Below are 18,162 nucleotides of genomic sequence, written 5' to 3'. Positions count from 1 at the left end.
AATATGGCGAATACGAAAGAATTAAGTGTTGAGGACAAGTTAAGAGCAATATACGATTTACAGCTTATTGACTCTAGAATTGACGAAATCAGAAACGTGAGAGGCGAACTTCCTTTAGAAGTGGAAGATTTAGAAGATGAAGTTGCAGGTTTAAGCACGCGTTCAGAGAAACTGAAAAGTGAACTTGAGGTTATTGAAGATCTTATCAAATCGAAGAAAAATGCGATTGATGAGCACAAAGAGGTTATCAAAAAATACACAAAACAACAAGAATCAGTTCGTAATAACAGAGAATTTAATTCTTTGACTAAAGAGGTTGAATTTCAGGAATTAGAAATTCAATTGGCTGAAAAGCAAATCAAAGAAATGAAAGCTTCTATCGAACATAAAAAAGAAGTTATTTCTAATTTAAAAGAAAAACTTGACGCTAAAAGTTCGCATTTAAAACATAAAAAATCTGAATTAGACGCTATTATGGCTGAAACTCAAAAAGAAGAAATCTTCTTGTCTGAGAAATCAGCTGAGTTTTCAGGTCAGATTGAAGAAAGATTACTAGCTGCTTACACCAGAATCAGAACTAGTGTTCGTAACGGTTTAGCTGTTGTATCTATCGAAAGAGGAGCATCTGCAGGATCATTCTTCACTATCCCGCCACAAACTCAGGTAGAAATTGCTTCAAGAAAGAAAATCATCACTGATGAGCACTCTGGAAGAATTTTAGTTGACAGCGCACTGGCTGAAGAAGAAAAAGAAAAAATGGAACAATTGTTCTCAAAATTCTAAATAACGGTCCCGATTTAATCGGGACTTTTTTTTTGCATTTATTTTACCACAGATTAAAAATCAATCCGATACTTAGATAAAAATAATGCTTACAAATCTTTTATCCCGATAGCGATTGGGACTAACAACACATTTTTCAGTAAGTTTAAAATCTTATTTTTTATCTTTATAAAAAAATTTAAGTTTTGGGAATTAAAAAAGGAATCCGTTTTATTACATTAAAATCGGTTGGGTCGTATATCAATTTTCTGAGTTATATTCGCCCTCAAAAAGCTGTTGAACTTTCTTATGCCCTTTTTAGCCAACCCAGAATTGGGAGATTACAAAAAGAAAGCCTGCCCAAGATATTAAGGAATACAGAAACAGAAACTTTTCATCATAAGGAACATCATTTTCAAACCTACATCTGGAAAGGAAATGAAACCAAAATCCTCCTCGTTCACGGTTGGGAAAGCAATGCTTCCCGCTGGGAAAAAACACTGCCGCATCTTCAGGAATCAGGAAGCACTATTATTGCCATTGATGCGCCCGCTCACGGACAAAGCAGTGGTAAGGAATTCAATATTCCGCTTTATGCTGAATTTATAAATAAGGCTGTCGAAAAATACCAACCCAATATTATCATCGGTCACTCTATTGGTGGCGCAGCCTGCGTTTATCATCAATACCTGTTCCCGAATACCAGCATTAATAAAATGGTAATTCTTGGAGCGCCATCAGATTTAAAAACTTTGATTGATAATTATATTGCCATGCTGAGTTTGAATACTAAAATGTTTTCACTTTTAGAAAGTAAATTTATCAATCGTTTCAATTTTAAAATAGAAGATTTCTCCGGACAAAAATTCGCCTCAGAGTTCAATGTTTCAGCACTAATTGCACATGATACATCAGATACTATTGTTGCGTTTGAAGAAGGAAAAAAAATGGCCAGCAACTGGAAAAACAGTCAATTTATAGCAACCAAAGGTTTAGGTCACGGAATGCATGATGACGAATTGTATCAAAAGGTGATTGCGTTTTTGTTTTCTTCTTGAAAAAAGGTTCAAAGGTTTTTTTTCTGAGTTTCCTTAAAACGAAAAAATGCTTTTTTAGTTTTAATCTAAGAAGTCTAAATCACAATTTTAAAATTCTTCAATATTTCTTTTTCGCCTTTACCCGTTATTATTATTGCTCTTGAATCTTTGGTTCTTCTGATCCAGTCCTGCTCCAGCATTTTATTCAATAACAAAGTCCCTATTGAACCTGCAATATGATATCGTCTTTCACTCCAGTCCAGACAAGGCTTTAAGAATATTCGTTTTTGTTTTTGGGCTTCTTCTAAATTAATTCCCAAGTCAGAAAACCATTTTTCACCTTCGGGACTAATTTTAAAAGCATTATCAATTTCGATAATAATTTTCTGTTCTAATAAACTATCCGCTAAAGCTACTCCAATTTTCCCCGCCAAATGGTCGTAACAGGTTCTGCAATATTTTATGGGAGGATACTCTTTGATTTTCTTTTTTGAAGAAGTTTCTGTCTTCGGAATAAGATTTGCCATTGCTTCCACAACATACGCCACTTCTTTATTAGAAAATTTATAATATTTATGACGCCCTTGTTTTTCTACACAAAGCAAATTAGCTTCCAGAAGTTTAGCCAAATGCATACTCATATTTTGCGGTGATGTATGGACCGCAATTGAAAGTTCAGTAGCAGTAAAAGCTCTTCCGTCGAGTAAAGTCCACATAATTGCTGCGCGGGTAGCATCTCCAATCAATCCTGCCGCTTTTATAAACTGATCTTCCATTTAAGTATACATAGTTAAGTATAGAATGAAGTATTCCTTTGTAAAGTTAAATAACTTTGCTCAAAACAATCTATATGAACACTACTTTATTCCTGCAATCGAATGTTCCGGATCCCTATACCATATATAAATCCATGCTGGAAAAAAATCCGGTATTTTGGGATGAAAACAGTAAAACCTGGGCGGTTTACTCTTACGAATATTGCGTTGAAATCCTAAAAAACCCTCACGCCCTTATTCCGGCCATAAACCTGAATAACAAACAAAAACTGAATACATATGCTGTGACTATTTTGAATAATTTAGTGAGGTTGTCAAATGGAATCTCACATGAAATAAATCGGGAAATTGCCTGTTTTCTGTTTTCAAATATGACATCTGTAAACATTGACAGCATCATTAGTGAGTTAATCGAATATGATGTAATTGAAAATAAAATAGATTGGGTTGATTCTGTTTGTAAAAAACTGCCGGTTTTAGTTGTTTTAAAAAGCTTTGGCTTTAAGGAAACCGATTGTAATTTTATTTTAGAAAAAATGGAATCCCTGATCAAAATAATGCTTCCGAACAAAACGCAGGAACAAGTTAACACTATAAATAAAATCTCAGAAGACCTGTTTTCAATTGTCGAAAAACAACTCTTGCCATTAAAGTTCTACCATGATTTATTGCAGATAAAATCAGCAGTCCTCTCGGCCAACGAAATAAAAACAACAAGCATCAGTAATGTAATTGGATTATTAATTCAGAGTTATGACGCCGGAAGGGGAATTTTAAGCACTTCATTACTACAAATCCTTAATAACAAAAGCTTTTCAGATAAGGCTGAAATACAAAAATCAGTTATAGAAACCCTACGATTTGATCCGCCAATTCATAATACCCGAAGAATTGCTGAGGAGGATATTTATATGGGAGAAAGTTTAATCAGAAGAAATGATCCTATTTTAATTGTACTGGCATCCGCAAACCGTGATCCTCAAAAATTTGAAAATGCATTAGTTTTTGATATCGAAAGAAGGAATAATACTGAAAATTTAACTCTCGGAACCGGCGGTCATGCCTGCCTGGCAAAACATTTCTCTATTAGCCTGACTACGGAAGCTATATGGTTTTTATTGAATGCTTATAAAACCGTAGTACTTTTAGAAAATAATATCGAATACGAACCAATGATCAATGCGAGATTGCCCAAAAGAATCCCGATCTCATTAAAATAAAAAGAAAAATATGATAGCCGTAATTTTTGAAGTAATTCCAAACGAAGGAAAAAAAGAAGAATATCTGGATATCGCAGCAAGTTTGCGACCTGAATTGGATCTTATAGAAGGATTTATATCAATAGAACGTTTTCAGAGTTTTAGTAATCCTGAAAAAGTTTTGTCTTTGTCTTTCTGGAAAGATGAAGAAAGTATTCAGCAATGGAGAAATCTCGAAATGCATCGTCATGCTCAGGCAAAAAGGCGAAGTGAAGTTTTTAAAGATTATCATTTAAGAATTGCCGCCGTTGTTCGCGATTACGGAATGTTTGATCGGGAAGAAACACCAAAAGATAGTTCTTCTTATCATAAATGATTGAAGGTTCAAAGAGACAAAGGTTCAAAGGGGCAAAGTTTTTTTTAGATAAAGTAATCATGTTTGTACAAGATTCAGTAAAACCTGAAACCCAACAATCCAACAATCTAAATCTAAAGATCCAACAATCCAATAGTCCAACAATCTAAAGATCTAATAATCTAAAATCTAAGAAGTCTAAATTTTGCTTACTTTTGCAGTATGGAAGAGAATTTAAAACGTCTTAATAAATTTATTGGTGAAACCGGCTATTGTTCCCGTCGTGAAGCAGATAAACTTATCGAAGAAGGACGCGTAACAATAAATGGTGTTGTACCGGAAATGGGAACTAAAGTTTCGCCAAATGATGAAGTACGCATAGACGGAAAATTAATTGTAGAGAAACACGAAAAACTGGTTTATTTGGCTTTCAACAAGCCTGTTGGAATCGAATGCACAACGAATCTTGAAGTTCGAAATAATATTGTGGACTATATTAATTACCCAAAACGTATTTTTCCAATTGGAAGATTAGATAAAGCGAGCGAAGGTTTAATTTTCATGACCAACGACGGTGATATTGTAAACAAAATTTTACGTGCCCGAAATAACCACGAAAAAGAATATACTGTAACGGTTAACAAACCCATTACAGACCGTTTCATAGAACGCATGGGAAATGGTGTTCCTATCTTAGATACGGTTACGCGAAAATGTAAAGTAGAGCAAATTAGCCAATACACTTTTAAAATCATTTTAACGCAGGGTTTAAACCGTCAGATTCGTAGAATGACAGAATACCTGGGTTATGATGTAACAGCGCTTAAACGTATTCGAATTATCAATATATCGCTTGATATTCCGGTAGGCCGTTATCGGGATTTAACCGATGATGAAATTAAAGACTTAAATCACTTAATTGAGCCATCCAGTAAAACCGAAGAAGCAAGCTTGCCTAAAACGGAAGCTCCAAAAAGAAGAACAGAATTTATCTCAAAATACGATCCGCGCTTTAAGAAAAAAGGAGATTACTAAATATTAAAAATCCGATTCAGTCAATTGAATCGGATTTTTTAATACCCCTATTTGTTATTCAAAAACTCATAGTATAACGCTTTAGACAAAAAATTATTACTCTGGTACGTTTCAATCATTTCTTCACGAACAATTTCAGCATTTCCGCCATTGAGATTGTGCTTTAAAAAATACTCCCTTCGGGCATCATCATTAAAATTCAAATTGGTAAGAAAAACAGGTTCAACACATTTGTTCACAGCAATATTATAATTTGTAACCAGATTGCCCCAATTTACAAAACTGCACAACAAAACCGTCCCATAAAAATACCACACCATTTTGTTCAACAAATAAGCATTTGTTTTTTGTTTTGTAATTTTTATAAAAACAAAAACTAAACCTATAATTGCCAGGATCAAAAAAGCATAAACCCCTAATCGTTTATAGGTTAAACCGAAAACCGAAATGTATTCTGAATTTTTAAGCATGGCGCTTATGATTAATAGGCCATTTAAAACAATCCATATTTTAGCCAGTTTTTTAAGCCAGACTGCTTTTTTATCAAAATTGAATCCGCCCTTAAAATAAAACATGATAACACCTACCGCCATAACAATCGAAAAGATAACTGAGTTTACCCTTTCATGTGTGTCTGCACTTAAATTTGTTTTTTCGACTACCTCAAAAAACTGCTCATAATTGTATGTAGCGATAAATACTAAAAGCATAACATTAAGCAAAAACAAAGTAATTTCGCCACTCTTTCTTTCAAAGTCAAGGTCCAGAAACGAGAATGTATTTTGGGTTTTAATTTCGCTACTGTTCGTAAACTCATCATTTAGTTTTGGATTGAATTCGTAACACGCATCCGGAACCCAATAATTCCAAAAACTGAAAGAGATATAAAACCCAACCAGACTAATCAGTATTAACTCGACAATATCAATGTCCAAAGTATAATCTGTAAATAAGGAAGAAAAATGATTGCTTCCAAAAGAATAAACGATAAAAAACAGCCCTAAAAATACAATGGGAATAATGACAAACGCTACCAGCTTTTTCGCAAAATCATTATGGATTTTTCGTTCAGGAAGCCACTGACTAAAAATAAACACTCGTCCTAATGAAGTAAATATATTTAAAAACACAAGCGGAAATACCTGTATGACTTTAAGTTCCCCATCCTGCGTTTTAAATTGCAGAAAAAGAACCGACATTGCCAAAGCTAAAAAAGAGGCAAAATCGCCATACCACGCAAAAGCAAAACAAGACAACATTGAGGTTATTACCAAAATCAGGTGGGACCGGTCTACCATTCGGTCCTGAAAGAAGTAACTAATTAAAAGTGTTAGTATTACTGCAAAGATCGAGATGTTGATTCCAACTGATTCGTTGTAAAAAAGCAGGGTAAAGACCAAACTGCATGCTAAAATAATTTGATGTTTTTTCATAATTGTTGATTTTAAATTTTTATTGGTCAAATAGATATCTCTTTTTTTTAAATGGTGGTTTCACCTTTTTTAACGGCGATCCAATAACTTAATAACTAAAAGTACTTTGCATTTCAAAGTTATAAGGTAAAAAAATAGGGGTATTAAGATTTCATTAATTTTTCAAGATAAGAAAGATGTTCTTTGAATGCCGCACGCCCAAGAGGTGTTACCTGATACGATGTTTTTGGTTTTTTACCAACAAATTCCTTTTTTACTTCAATATATTGTGATTTTTCCAGTGCCGAAGAATGACTTGCCAAATTACCATCTGTAATATTCAAAAGCGTTTTCATCTCGGTAAAGTCTACCCATTCGTTGACCATCAGAATGGACATAATACCCAGTCTGACACGGCTTTCAAAATCTTTATTTAGTTTATCAATAATTCCCATTGGCTGGATTATTTATATTTTTTGAACATTATTAATCCGTACAGGATATGCAAAATACCAAATCCAATTATCCAAAAAATCAAACCATATCCAATATAAAAGAGCGCAATAAGTCCCAAAATCAATTCAGAAAAACCTAAATATTTTATATCTGTAAAAGTATATTTTTCTGCATTTATAACTGCTAAACCATAAAAGATCAAAGTGGCCGGTGCTACTAAACCATAATTTTGATGGAATATAAGCGCTAAACAGAATATGCCACCTGCAAAAAGAGGCACAGCTAAATGAAACAGCATTTTTTTTGTTGCTGATGTCCAAATCGGCAAATTGTATTTTTTGCTTTTTCTGATGGTAAAAGCAACACCAAAAATAAGCGCAAAAGCCATAATAATCAGGCCGGTAGCAAATAATTCTGATATAAGTTTAACCGGAATATAATTTGGCTTTCCATCAAAATAATCCATTCCGTTTACTTTAAACAACTGATAGACATACAGCCCGCCAATTAAAGCAGAAAGTCCGGCAAAAACTCCTGAGAGTCCGCTTAAGGATATAAATCTGGAAGAACGCTCCATCATGGAACGAATATGTGCTAAATCTTCTTGATGCTTCTGATTCATAAATAAAGTACTTTGTAGTGCAAAGTTATATTTTATTTTGAATTGACAAGCTAAAAATTAATTTTATTTTGCTTTCCTGACATTATTACCGGACTAAACGAGAGGTTTTGGTAACGCATAGTTGCGTGAGGGCTAGGAATAAGCTACCGAAGTAGCATGGATAGCCCGACCGTATTTACAAAAAAAAGCCCATTCAAATGAACAGGCTTGTATAAATATTGTTATTTATTTTTAATTAAAACCATCTTCTTCTTTTAAACAGGAATACTCCAAAAGCAGATAGTATTACCGAAACCAAAAGAAGAATCCAGATGCCGTATTTACTTTCTTCGAGGCCATTTGGAACGTTCATACCGTATAAACTGGCGATTAAGGTTGGAATCATTAAAATGATAGAAATGGATGTCATTTGCTTCATGATATTGTTCATATTGTTCGAAATTACCGAGGCATAAGCATCCATCATTCCGGTGAGGATATTGCTGTAAATATTGGCTGTGTCCTGCGCCTGACTTAATTCGATTTCGACATCTTCTAATAAATCCGGATCGTAATCTGCTTTATACGCTTTTAAGTTTTTAACGCGGTGAAACAAAACGTCGTTTGCTTTTAATGATGTGATAAAGAATACTAAACATTTTTCGATTTGAAGTAAGGCTTGTAATTCTTCATTTTTGATGGATTTCTCCAAATTATCTTCGGCAAGTTTTATTTTTTGATTGATTTGTTTTAGATATTTCAAATACCAGACGCTTGATGATAAAAGCAATCTTAAAACCCAGTCAGCATTATCTTTTACCTGAATGTTTTTGCGTTGTGAATACAGCATGAAATCGGATATAATTTCTGTTCTGTAAAAAGTGATGGTTACGCAAATATCTTCTTTAAAAATTACGCCAAGCGGAATGGTTTGAAAGGGAAGTTTTACATCGTCGCTTTTGATGGGAACGCGCATAATGATCAATGTCCAGCCGTCTTCGATTTCGATACGGGGTCTTTCGTCAATATCTTCAATATCGTTGTAAAATGCTTCGGGAATCTGAAGTTCTTCTAATAAGTATTTTTTTTCTGTTTCTGATGGATTTTCAATGCTGATCCAGCAGTTTGGAGTCCATTTTGAGATTTCAAGTAATCCGTTGTTGTTTGTGTAAAAGGCTTTCATTTCAAAAATACAGGGTGTTATCACAGCATTTTGAAATTTCAAAAGCTGCTTTTAATTTAATACTAACGAATAATAATCGTCCATTTGGAGAAGTGTTTTTAAGTGGTGCAAAAGTATCTTTTATTTTTTAGACCCAAAAGTTTAAACTATTAATTATATATTAAAATGGTACTTTGGGGAGTTTTTTTTAAACACATAGAAACATAGATGTTGTAACTATAAAAAGGCGTTTCACTTTTTTTAACAAACATAGTTAGAGTTTCTGTGTGTTAGATTTTTAGTTGTGAAATACAAAAAAGCCTGCTCAATTGAACAGGCTTTGTCTATTTTTTGAAAAGAAATTATTTTTTTGCGCTTCTCATTTTGCGTGCTAAAAGTGTGTTTTTTAATAACATTGCAATTGTCATTGGTCCTACTCCACCAGGAACCGGCGTTATGAATGATGCTTTTTTACTTACTTCGTCAAAATCAACATCGCCTTTTATCACATATCCTTTTGCATTTGATGCATCGTCTACACGAGTAATTCCAACGTCAATAATTACAACTCCGTCTTTTACCATATCGCCTTTTAAAAATTCAGGAACTCCTAAAGCTGTAATGATAATATCTGCATTTTTAGTATATTCTTCTAAGTTTTTAGTACGGCTGTGTGTTAGTGTAACGGTTGAGTCTCCGGGATTTCCTTTACGGCTCATTAAGATACTCATTGGTCGGCCTACGATATGGCTTCTTCCAATTACTACTGTATGTTTTCCAGATGTTTCTACTTTGTAACGCTCTAACAATTCCATAATTCCAAATGGTGTTGCCGGAATAAAACTTTCCATTTCAAGCGCCATTCTACCAAAGTTGGTTGGATGAAATCCGTCAACATCTTTATCGGGGTCAATTGCTAATAATATTTTTTGCTCGTCGATGTGTTTGGGTAACGGCAGCTGAACGATATATCCATCAAGATTATCATCTTCGTTTAATTCTTTTATTTTAGCTAATAAATCTGCTTCGGTAATATCTTCAGGCAAAGCTACTAAAGTGGAGTCAAAGCCAATTTGCTGGCAAGATTTCACTTTACTTCCTACGTAAGTTAAACTTGCCCCGTTTGTACCCACGATTACAGCTGCCAAATGAGGTACTTTTCCTCCGGCATCTTTTATCGATTGAACTTCGGCTGCAATTTCGTTTTTAATGTCTTCAGCTGTTTTTTTACCGTCTAGTAGTTGCATTGTTTTTGTTATTTTTTGTTTCAGGTTTAAAGTTTCAAGTTAAACGAAACTCATATTTATTATATTAAAAAAGTTTCAAATTTCTGTCTCAAAACCTGAAACCTGAAACTTGAAACTTTTATTTTTTTTTATCTCGGCATTCCGCCTGGCATTCCTTTCATGCCTCCCATCATTTTCATCAGGTTTTTTCCGCCCGGGCCCTGCATCATTTTCATCATCTTGCTCATTTGCTCGAATTGCTTCATTAACTGATTTACCTGCTCGACTTTGGTTCCGGAACCTTTAGCGATTCTGGCTTTCCTTTTTACGTCGATGATGGCCGGTTTGCTTCTTTCGATTGGTGTCATCGAGTGAATAATGGCTTCGATATGTTTAAAAGCATCATCTTCTATTTCTACATCTTTCATGGCTTTTGAAGCCCCAGGTATCATTCCAACCAGGTCTTTCATATTACCCATTTTCTTTACTTGCTGAATTTGAGTCAGGAAGTCATCAAAACCGAATTCGTTTTTAGCAATTTTCTTTTGCAGTTTTCTGGCTTCTTCCTCATCAAATTGTTCCTGCGCTCTTTCTACAAGAGACACCACGTCTCCCATACCTAAGATACGCTCAGCCATACGATCCGGATAGAAAACATCAATAGCTTCCATCTTCTCGCCTGTACCTACAAATTTGATTGGTTTATTTACAACAGATTTAATCGAAATTGCTGCTCCACCACGGGTATCACCATCTAATTTCGTTAGGATAACCCCATCAAAGTTTAAGATATCATTGAAGGCTTTTGCTGTATTTACAGCATCCTGCCCTGTCATTGCATCTACAACAAACAAAGTTTCCTGTGGCTGGATTGCTTTGTGAACACGTGCAATTTCATCCATCATTTCCTGATCTACTGCCAAACGACCTGCGGTATCGACAATAACAACATTGAAACCGTTTGCTTTGGCATGTTTGATTGCGTTTTGAGCAATTTCAACAGGGTTTTTATTTTCCGGCTCTGAGTAAACCTCAACACCTATCTGGTCTCCAACAACATGCAACTGATTGATCGCCGCAGGACGGTAGATATCACACGCTACAAGAAGTGGTTTTTTATTTTTCTTTGTCTTTAAAAAATTCGCAAGTTTTCCTGAGAAAGTCGTTTTACCAGAACCCTGAAGTCCTGACATTAAAATAATACTTGGATTACCAGAAAGATTGATTCCGGCAACATCTCCACCCATTAATTCAGTTAGTTCGTCTTTTACTAACTTCACCAATAATTGTCCTGGCTGAAGTGTGGTTAAAACGTCCTGACCTATTGCTTTTTCTTTTACTTTGGTTGTAAAATCTTTGGCAATTTTAAAGTTAACATCGGCATCTAATAAGGCACGACGAACTTCTTTTAAGGTATCGGCAACGTTTACTTCTGTAATTTTACCGTGCCCTTTTAATATATGGAAGGCTTTATCTAACTTATCACTTAAATTATCAAACATACTATTTTCTTTATTTGAAGTGCAAAGATAATCTAATTAGGTATTTCAGGCAATTTTTATTTAACTGTAATCTAGGTTTTGATTTAACCGCAAGGGGCGCTAAGTTTTACGCAAAGCTCGCTATGTTTTTTTGCCCGCAAAGTTATGAAGACGCAAAGTTTTATACTTGTTTTAACCGCAATGTACGCTAAGTTCGCTAGTTTTTTTTGCCACGAAGTCGCGAAGACGCAAAGAATATAAAAACTTTGCTACTTCGCGACTTCGTGAGATTATTCCTTTTGTGTTTATTTAAGCAAAAAAAAACTTTGCCACTTTGTACCCCTGAACCTTTGAACCTTTTTTTCTAAAACTGGAAATAAATAAAAGGCTGTGAACCTGCGACTGCTGTTGCGTAAACGATCCAATACACGAAGCCCAGAATTATTGCTTTTCCTATTAAAGGCGTTTTATCGAAAACGAATTTCATTTTTGAGGTGATTACTTCCGGTAAGAAATGCCAAACGTATCCAAAAAGCATCAATAAAAACACATTTTTATATCCTAGTACAATCGCCTGCCAATGATCCGGTTCGAATGTTAGCTGACCAATATTGTTGATAACCTGCAAAGCTGTTTCGAAATCTCGGGCACGGAAAAAGATCCAGCAGAAAACTACGAAATGGAATGTTATCACGATTGAGAAAAACGTCCATAAGAAATTGGAACCTTTGCCCTCTTTTTTGGAAGGAAAAAATTCCATGAAGATTTTATGCACAGCTAATGCTAATCCGTGTAGTGCTCCCCAAACAATAAATTGTGCTCCGGCCCCATGCCATAATCCGCCTAAAAGCATTGTGGTAAACAAGTTAAAGTTCGTTACCAAGGTTTGGTGCTTTTTCTTTGAAAGTAAAAATGTCAAAGAGAATAGTACGATGGCCCCAATAGCTATTGCTAACGGAATAAAACTCTCGTTTATATTTGAAATTCCCCAAAGCAATAATCCGAAGAAGAATAAACTTGGAAATAAAAATCCGGCAAATGTTCCTTCTCTGTTTCCTCCAATAGAAATATACAAGAAATCTTTTAACCAGGTTGATAACGAGATATGCCATCTTCTCCAGAAATCTGTAATCGATGTTGACTTGTATGGCGTTCTAAAGTTGGCAGGCAATTTAAATCCCAGCAACAAAGCGATTCCGATGGCCATATCTGAATAACCCGAAAAGTCGCAATAAATTTGAATGGCGTACCCATAAGATGCCATTAAATTTTCAAATGAGGTATAATTCATTGGAGTGTCAAAAACACGGTCAACAAAGTTTATGGAAATGTAATTGGAAATTACCGTTTTCTTAATTAACCCGCCAATGATCAAAAACAAAGCATTGTTTACGTCTTGCTTGGTAAGGTTTAATTTTTGATAAATCTGCGGAAGAAAATCTTTTGCCCTCACAATTGGCCCGGCCACTAATTGCGGGAAAAAGGAAACGAAAAATAAATATTCGATGTAATTTTTTGTAGGTTTAATTTCTTCACGATAAATCTCGATAATATAACTCATCGACTGGAACGTATAAAACGAAATTCCGACCGGAAGAAAAACATCATGAAGCTGATAATTACCATGAAACATATCGTTAAAGGTTACAATCATGAAGTTCATGTATTTAAAATACCCCAGTAATCCTAAATTCAGGATAACACTTATTACGAGGTAAATTTTCTTTCGGCTGTCTTTTGCTTCTCTGTAAATGATCTGGCTAAGGCCATAATCTACAACAGAGGACAACAAGAGCAACAAAAAGTAAATTCCGCTTGACTTATAATAAAAGAAAAGCGAGAACAGAATTACGTACGTTAATCTCAAATAAAATGTTTTGCGTAAAAAAGCATACACAAAATAAAAAACGAGAAACAATCCTAAAAATAAACCTGTATTAAACAAGAGTTTCTCTTCGGGATTATATATAAACCAACCTTTAGCCTGTTCTAAAGTAACGCTGCCAAAATTTTGAACAAACCAATTATTTATGCTATCTATTGTAATCAACTTAATTTCTTAATTTAAAATTATCGTATGCTTTTAAAAATGCCTCTGTAAACAAATTTCCTTGTTTTTCGTATCCGGTTTTAGAGTAGTGAACCCAATCCGGACCAATTAAACCGGATGCTTTTAGATTTCGGATTCCGTCCATTCCTCCAAATTCATCATATAAATCCCAAACTGCAAAACCATCTGTTTTTGCAATCTCAATAATACTTTTTGCATAATCATGAATATAAATATTTGGTCTTCTCGCTTTCAGTAAAGAAGGAGGCGGAGTGACAACCAATATGGCAACATTGCTATTTTGCTCTTTTACGTTTTTTATAAACTCACGCAATTCTTTTATATAAGCGGCAGCTTCCATGTGATCGTAACTTTCATTTGTCCCTAATGATAAAATCATCAAATCAGAATGCAACGCTTTTAATTGATCAAAAAACAAAGGATACTTATTATAATCGGAGAATTTCGCTCCGTTTACGCCAATACTGTTATAAATTACACCCGGCGCATCTTTCTCTAATACCAGGCCGTTAAGTTCATACTTAGTGGCATTTTTATTTGGAATCAGGAATATTTTATCCAGTGCTTTATCAGAATGATACGAATGAGAAAAAGAGTCTGATTCTAAATCTAAAGGAACAAATTCTGAACTTGTAATGTTTTTGGGCCTTGTTTCGTTCGTTAAGATTTTTAATGTCCTGCCGGCACGAATGTTATTTGATTTTAAGCGGTTTTCTCTTTTTATATCGGCAATTGAGATATGGTATTTATCGGCAATTGTCGAAATGGCTTCTCCCTTTTTAATCTTATGTGTTATTATTTTACGTTCTGTAGACTGAATAGTTTTGGTTTGGGATGCTGTCGACAAATTAAACATATTCTGATTTTGCGGCGTAATAATATAAATAGAATTAAACTTATAAGCCGCATCTTTTATTCTCAATTCGACTGCAAAACCATCATTGTCCCTCCAAAGCGCTATTCCGCTTAATCCCACCGGAAGACTTTTAAAGGGATGGATATTGCGATAACTTTCCCAGGTTCTGTTAGAATAAAATCTTTCGTTGTAGGAGCCGTTTGTTTTGGCCAGCTGATACGGAAAAACAAAACCACGCCCTCCATTTCCAAATTTCTGCTGTAAGTTTTTTCTAATTTCGTTGGTCATTAAATCACTCTGAATATGCGAATCTCCAAGGTGTGTAATGTTTATTTTTTGGTTATTGTTGCTTTCATTTTCCTTCAACTTCTTAAAAACATTATTTAAAACTTCTGCATTGTAGATCCTGTCCTCCGAAAAAGAATCAACTGCTGTTGTATCGACTTTGTGAACCATATTTTTAGTAATTGGTGTTGAATCTGTCTTTTCTGTTTCACCATTGGTTGAGAAAAAGAGACAACAAAAGAAAATAATAAGTCTATTCATTTACACTATCTTTATTTACAGATACGGAATCTGCATTTGTTTTCCTGACTGTTTTCCGTTTATCAACATCAGTTGCTCTGTTTTCGCGTAATACTTTGTACTGCTCGTATCCTTTATTTAACTGATCGTATAACAATTTTCCAATCGCTTTTGCACCACGCTGGTTAAAGTGCGTATAATCTTTATTGGCTTTTGCAGGAGATTCGTCTACCCATTTCACCATTGATCCGTCGCCTCCCATTAAGGTATATAAATTTACGAATCCGGATGCTGTTTCAAGCGCATATCTTTTTTGTGCTTTCATTAAAGGAACTACGGCAGAATCGGTTTTCATTTCTAAATCGTATTTCGTCGATTTATCAGCTGTTGAAATAATCAAAACCGAAACCCCCGGAAAAGATTCCCTAATTTTATTGACCGCTTTTGTCATTCCTTTTTGGTACCAGGAATAATTCTTGGTCCCGTAATTTAAAACGTTGGTTCCGTAATGCAAAATAACCAGATCGTATTTTAAAGTGTTATTAAAACCTTGCATTACGCTGGCATTGAACATCGAGATTGGCAATCCTGAATTTCCCCTTTGGGAGAAGTTATCGACATGAACTCCACTTCCGTTATCAAAATTAAAGCCATAAATCGGAATTGAATCTGCATGTATGAAATTTGCCTTGAATGATTTGATACTTCCCGATGTTACTTTCAGGGAATTGACCAGATTACCCGGAACAAGGCTTTTACGAAGTGTATCTTTACCGATAATAAAATTCACATTCCCTTTTTTGGTTGATCTTCCGTAAAACAGGGTTGGATTGTCTAAAGTTGTAGCATATTTATTTAGACCTGCTTCATATTGAACCCAGGTCGTATTGGCTTTATCATTGGCAAAAAACACATGCCCGTTTACACCAAAAGGACTAATTGGATTTTTGACATTTAAATATGATAGTGTTTTCCAGTTTTTGGAATAGGTCGATTTTACCGATCCTCTTGACGCTGCTGACTCTGAAGTGATGGAAACAAATCCAACTCCGTTGCCGCCAAAACGTTCCTGATAATTGGATCTGACATCCTGTACGATCAAATCACCATCTGTCATGGAATCGCCATAATAAGCAATCCTTACTTTGGCTTGCGGGTTCTTTTCGAGTTGATATAGTTTTTCATAAAAAGAAATCAGGTACTGATATCCTTTATAGTTATCGAAAGTTTCAGATGGAAATTCGATTCCTTCTGAAGCATCAAAAAAGATTTTCTCCCTGGCTTCCTTCTTTTCGTCTTCGCTGAGACCATCATCTTTTTGCGATAAGGAATCGTTTGCTACAGACTCTAAAAGCAAACTGTCGATCAGTACGTTTTTAGAATCAACTTTACTATCCGGGAAAATTTTATCAGGCAGGATTTGCTTAAATCCAATGAAAGCGACGAATGCCAATGCGACAATTGAGAAAGACTGAAAAAAATAAGATTTTGTATTCACTAGTAATTATAAATTTGAAGAAAGGGTCTGTTAAAATTTTTATTCAAAATTCCTATTAATTCCTTATAAAAAAGTAATGCGCAAAGATAGAATTAAACATTAATTTATGAATTGTTTTTAACATTAAAATAAAACAAAAAAAAGAGGTTAGAAAATCTAACCTCTTTATCAAAAAAAAAATAAAAAAACAAAGCTAATGATTAACTGAATTTTAATGTTTTTATATTAAAAACCAGAACAAAATGTTCCTTATAATCTTTAATTTTTTTGTCTTAATAATTTATTTCAAAATAGCATATTGGAATGTTGGGTGACCTCTTTCTAAATCAGCTTTAGCACCACCTGTAAATTTCAATTTATAAACATTTCCTGCAGGGTCTTTAATTACAAAGAAACGGTCTGTTCTCAATACAAATTGAGTCATTGGATTTCCATCAGGACCTGGGGCACTAGTACTTCTCCAGTTCGACCCAATATTTCTCTGATCTGCAGTAAATTTAGTATTATCAACATTTGCTAATGTAAAAGCATCATAAGTAAACGCAGAAGTTAAAACTTGGTAAGCCTTTGCATTACCGTTTAAGTTGTTAGTAACATAATCCGGGTAGAAATACGGTACCGTTGTTGCTCCATTAGGAATAACGTTTACGAAAGTTGTAAAGTTAAGATCCCATTGATTTTTTTGCGGTTCAACATTTACTACTTTTTTATCGATTAGGCTTAAAAATGTAAAATTATAGGCACTATTTTTCGAAATTACAATTTCTTCGTGAGTAGTTGAAGCAATATCAGCATATTGAACTTTGTAGTCGCTTCCGCTTCTTAAAACTCTAATTTTTTTCCATCCTCTTGCGTCTCCTCCAACAGCTCCTTCTTTTCCTAAAACTGGTGCAGCGGCAGCAGGTTTGTTACCTAAGTACAGTAAATATACTTTATTATCAGAATCTGTAGATGAAATCGCAGCAATAGCCGTCTTTGTAATATCCCCTGCTGAATCATCAACTTGATCAGAAAATCCTGTTCCCTGCGCAATAATCATAGTTTCATCGGCAACCTGAACTTCGTCAATATTAGTGCTTTTTAATTGTTTCGCTGCCATTTTCACAGAACCGTTTAATACTACTCTAAAATCAGCACCAGAATAAAATCCTAAATCCCAAGAATTTCTAACTGCAGTTGTCATTTTTCCACTGCTCAAATCAATATAAACCTGATTTGGTTCTAACGGACCTCCAACTTCTGGTGACAAAGCTGTTCCTAAAGATGCTGCTTCATTAAAGTTTAACTGAATTGTTTTATTACTTGATATCTGCCCACCAAAAGAAGTTCCTGAAATAGTAAAAACTACATTTTTAACTTCAGATGCAGCTGCATTTTTAATTTTATTAAAAGTAAACTCAACCGAAGTTGCATCTTTTGCAAAAGGCACAACCACTTTTTTTGCAGCAGCAGCAGGAGTTGTTGTATAATCAGTAGTATAAGCCACTGCAGTTTCAGTTACATCAAGAGTAATCGTTCCGGCAACAGGAGCTGGCTTAGAAAATTTTATTTGAACTGGTGTTGCATCACTTGTCAGATTGTACGAAGTTTCAGCAAACGCAACAGCAACATCTGATTGCGGAGTATTATCGTCACTATTACATGCTGTAAAAGCAAGAAAGACGAACGTAAGAAGTAAGATAAAGTTATTTTTCATAGTATTTAATATAT

Annotated in this window: 16 protein-coding genes; 5 read left to right on the top strand and 11 right to left on the bottom strand. The window is 34.6% G+C overall.

Annotation, left to right across the window (positions count from 1 at the left end; translation table 11 throughout):
• Window positions 1-3 precede the first annotated feature (3 nt).
• Both ACHRWY_RS24785 and ACHRWY_RS24780 read left to right on the top strand, forming a co-directional pair.
• Window positions 4-783, top strand: a complete 780-nt coding sequence (locus ACHRWY_RS24785) for a zinc ribbon domain-containing protein (protein WP_055093298.1) — start codon at window positions 4-6, stop codon at window positions 781-783.
• A gap of 185 nt (window positions 784-968) precedes the next feature.
• On the top strand, window positions 969-1,820 hold the full coding sequence (locus tag ACHRWY_RS24780) for an alpha/beta fold hydrolase (RefSeq protein WP_395358201.1): 852 nt from the start codon (window positions 969-971) through the stop codon (window positions 1,818-1,820).
• Window positions 1,821-1,894: 74 nt separating this feature from the next.
• Here ACHRWY_RS24780 and ACHRWY_RS24775 read toward each other — a convergent pair whose 3' ends face one another.
• Window positions 1,895-2,575: an ArsR/SmtB family transcription factor gene (locus ACHRWY_RS24775; protein ID WP_395358198.1), complete on the bottom strand. Its 681-nt coding sequence runs from the start codon at window positions 2,573-2,575 to the stop codon at window positions 1,895-1,897.
• 74 nt (window positions 2,576-2,649) lie between these two features.
• On the opposite strand from ACHRWY_RS24775, the gene ACHRWY_RS24770 reads away from it, so the two are divergent.
• The 3 genes from ACHRWY_RS24770 (at window position 2,650) to rluF (ending at window position 5,164) form a co-directional block, all read left to right on the top strand.
• Window positions 2,650-3,795, top strand: coding sequence for a cytochrome P450 (locus ACHRWY_RS24770; protein WP_395358196.1), 1,146 nt, complete (start codon window positions 2,650-2,652; stop codon window positions 3,793-3,795).
• A 10-nt stretch (window positions 3,796-3,805) separates the two neighbouring features.
• A complete protein-coding gene (locus ACHRWY_RS24765; RefSeq protein WP_395358194.1) occupies window positions 3,806-4,150 on the top strand; it encodes an antibiotic biosynthesis monooxygenase family protein in 345 nt (114 codons plus the stop codon).
• 201 nt (window positions 4,151-4,351) lie between these two features.
• Entirely contained in the window at window positions 4,352-5,164 is an 813-nt protein-coding gene (gene rluF / locus ACHRWY_RS24760; protein ID WP_395358192.1) for a 23S rRNA pseudouridine(2604) synthase RluF, read from the top strand.
• 47 nt (window positions 5,165-5,211) lie between these two features.
• Here the strand turns inward: rluF and ACHRWY_RS24755 are convergent, their stop codons facing one another.
• The 10 genes from ACHRWY_RS24755 to ACHRWY_RS24710 all read right to left on the bottom strand — a co-directional run bounded on the left by ACHRWY_RS24755 (window position 5,212) and on the right by ACHRWY_RS24710 (window position 18,148).
• Window positions 5,212-6,597, bottom strand: coding sequence for a DUF4153 domain-containing protein (locus ACHRWY_RS24755; RefSeq protein ID WP_395358190.1), 1,386 nt, complete (start codon window positions 6,595-6,597; stop codon window positions 5,212-5,214).
• A 143-nt stretch (window positions 6,598-6,740) separates the two neighbouring features.
• A complete protein-coding gene (locus ACHRWY_RS24750; RefSeq protein ID WP_395358188.1) occupies window positions 6,741-7,031 on the bottom strand; it encodes a winged helix-turn-helix domain-containing protein in 291 nt (96 codons plus the stop codon).
• 8 nt (window positions 7,032-7,039) lie between these two features.
• Window positions 7,040-7,654: a hypothetical protein gene (locus ACHRWY_RS24745; RefSeq protein WP_395358186.1), complete on the bottom strand. Its 615-nt coding sequence runs from the start codon at window positions 7,652-7,654 to the stop codon at window positions 7,040-7,042.
• 235 nt (window positions 7,655-7,889) lie between these two features.
• Window positions 7,890-8,816, bottom strand: a complete 927-nt coding sequence (locus ACHRWY_RS24740) for a magnesium transporter CorA family protein (protein ID WP_395358184.1) — start codon at window positions 8,814-8,816, stop codon at window positions 7,890-7,892.
• 341 nt (window positions 8,817-9,157) lie between these two features.
• On the bottom strand, window positions 9,158-10,042 hold the full coding sequence (locus ACHRWY_RS24735) for a bifunctional 5,10-methylenetetrahydrofolate dehydrogenase/5,10-methenyltetrahydrofolate cyclohydrolase (protein WP_395358182.1): 885 nt from the start codon (window positions 10,040-10,042) through the stop codon (window positions 9,158-9,160).
• Window positions 10,043-10,170: 128 nt separating this feature from the next.
• Window positions 10,171-11,523 (bottom strand): signal recognition particle protein, encoded by a 1,353-nt coding sequence (gene ffh, locus ACHRWY_RS24730; protein WP_395358180.1) that lies wholly within the window; start codon window positions 11,521-11,523, stop codon window positions 10,171-10,173.
• Between the two features lie 343 nt (window positions 11,524-11,866).
• Entirely contained in the window at window positions 11,867-13,552 is a 1,686-nt protein-coding gene (locus ACHRWY_RS24725) for an MBOAT family O-acyltransferase (RefSeq protein ID WP_395358178.1), read from the bottom strand.
• A gap of 1 nt (window position 13,553) precedes the next feature.
• A complete protein-coding gene (locus ACHRWY_RS24720; RefSeq protein WP_395358176.1) occupies window positions 13,554-14,975 on the bottom strand; it encodes a GDSL-type esterase/lipase family protein in 1,422 nt (473 codons plus the stop codon).
• A complete protein-coding gene (locus ACHRWY_RS24715; protein WP_395358174.1) occupies window positions 14,968-16,452 on the bottom strand; it encodes an SGNH/GDSL hydrolase family protein in 1,485 nt (494 codons plus the stop codon). The genes ACHRWY_RS24720 and ACHRWY_RS24715 overlap by 8 nt, the downstream gene beginning before the upstream one ends.
• A 280-nt stretch (window positions 16,453-16,732) precedes the next feature.
• Window positions 16,733-18,148, bottom strand: a complete 1,416-nt coding sequence (locus ACHRWY_RS24710) for an HmuY family protein (RefSeq protein WP_395358172.1) — start codon at window positions 18,146-18,148, stop codon at window positions 16,733-16,735.
• Between the last annotated feature and the right edge of the window lie 14 nt (window positions 18,149-18,162).

It is taken from the genome of Flavobacterium sp. FlaQc-48, from assembly GCF_044007335.1.
Lineage (GTDB): Bacteria > Bacteroidota > Bacteroidia > Flavobacteriales > Flavobacteriaceae > Flavobacterium.
Note: the sequence above shows the minus strand (reverse complement) of the source record. Positions and strands in the feature narration are given on the sequence as shown.

Coding starts and splice junctions, on each gene's coding strand:
- ACHRWY_RS24735 (WP_395358182.1), bottom strand. CDS start 10,042: ATGCAACTACTAGACGGTAAAAAAACAGCTGAAGACATTAAAAACGAA.
- ACHRWY_RS24740 (WP_395358184.1), bottom strand. CDS start 8,816: ATGAAAGCCTTTTACACAAACAACAACGGATTACTTGAAATCTCAAAA.
- ACHRWY_RS24775 (WP_395358198.1), bottom strand. CDS start 2,575: ATGGAAGATCAGTTTATAAAAGCGGCAGGATTGATTGGAGATGCTACC.
- ACHRWY_RS24770 (WP_395358196.1), top strand. CDS start 2,650: ATGAACACTACTTTATTCCTGCAATCGAATGTTCCGGATCCCTATACC.
- ACHRWY_RS24710 (WP_395358172.1), bottom strand. CDS start 18,148: ATGAAAAATAACTTTATCTTACTTCTTACGTTCGTCTTTCTTGCTTTT.
- ACHRWY_RS24745 (WP_395358186.1), bottom strand. CDS start 7,654: ATGAATCAGAAGCATCAAGAAGATTTAGCACATATTCGTTCCATGATG.
- ACHRWY_RS24765 (WP_395358194.1), top strand. CDS start 3,806: ATGATAGCCGTAATTTTTGAAGTAATTCCAAACGAAGGAAAAAAAGAA.
- rluF (WP_395358192.1), top strand. CDS start 4,352: ATGGAAGAGAATTTAAAACGTCTTAATAAATTTATTGGTGAAACCGGC.
- ACHRWY_RS24750 (WP_395358188.1), bottom strand. CDS start 7,031: ATGGGAATTATTGATAAACTAAATAAAGATTTTGAAAGCCGTGTCAGA.
- ffh (WP_395358180.1), bottom strand. CDS start 11,523: ATGTTTGATAATTTAAGTGATAAGTTAGATAAAGCCTTCCATATATTA.
- ACHRWY_RS24785 (WP_055093298.1), top strand. CDS start 4: ATGGCGAATACGAAAGAATTAAGTGTTGAGGACAAGTTAAGAGCAATA.
- ACHRWY_RS24755 (WP_395358190.1), bottom strand. CDS start 6,597: ATGAAAAAACATCAAATTATTTTAGCATGCAGTTTGGTCTTTACCCTG.
- ACHRWY_RS24720 (WP_395358176.1), bottom strand. CDS start 14,975: ATGAATAGACTTATTATTTTCTTTTGTTGTCTCTTTTTCTCAACCAAT.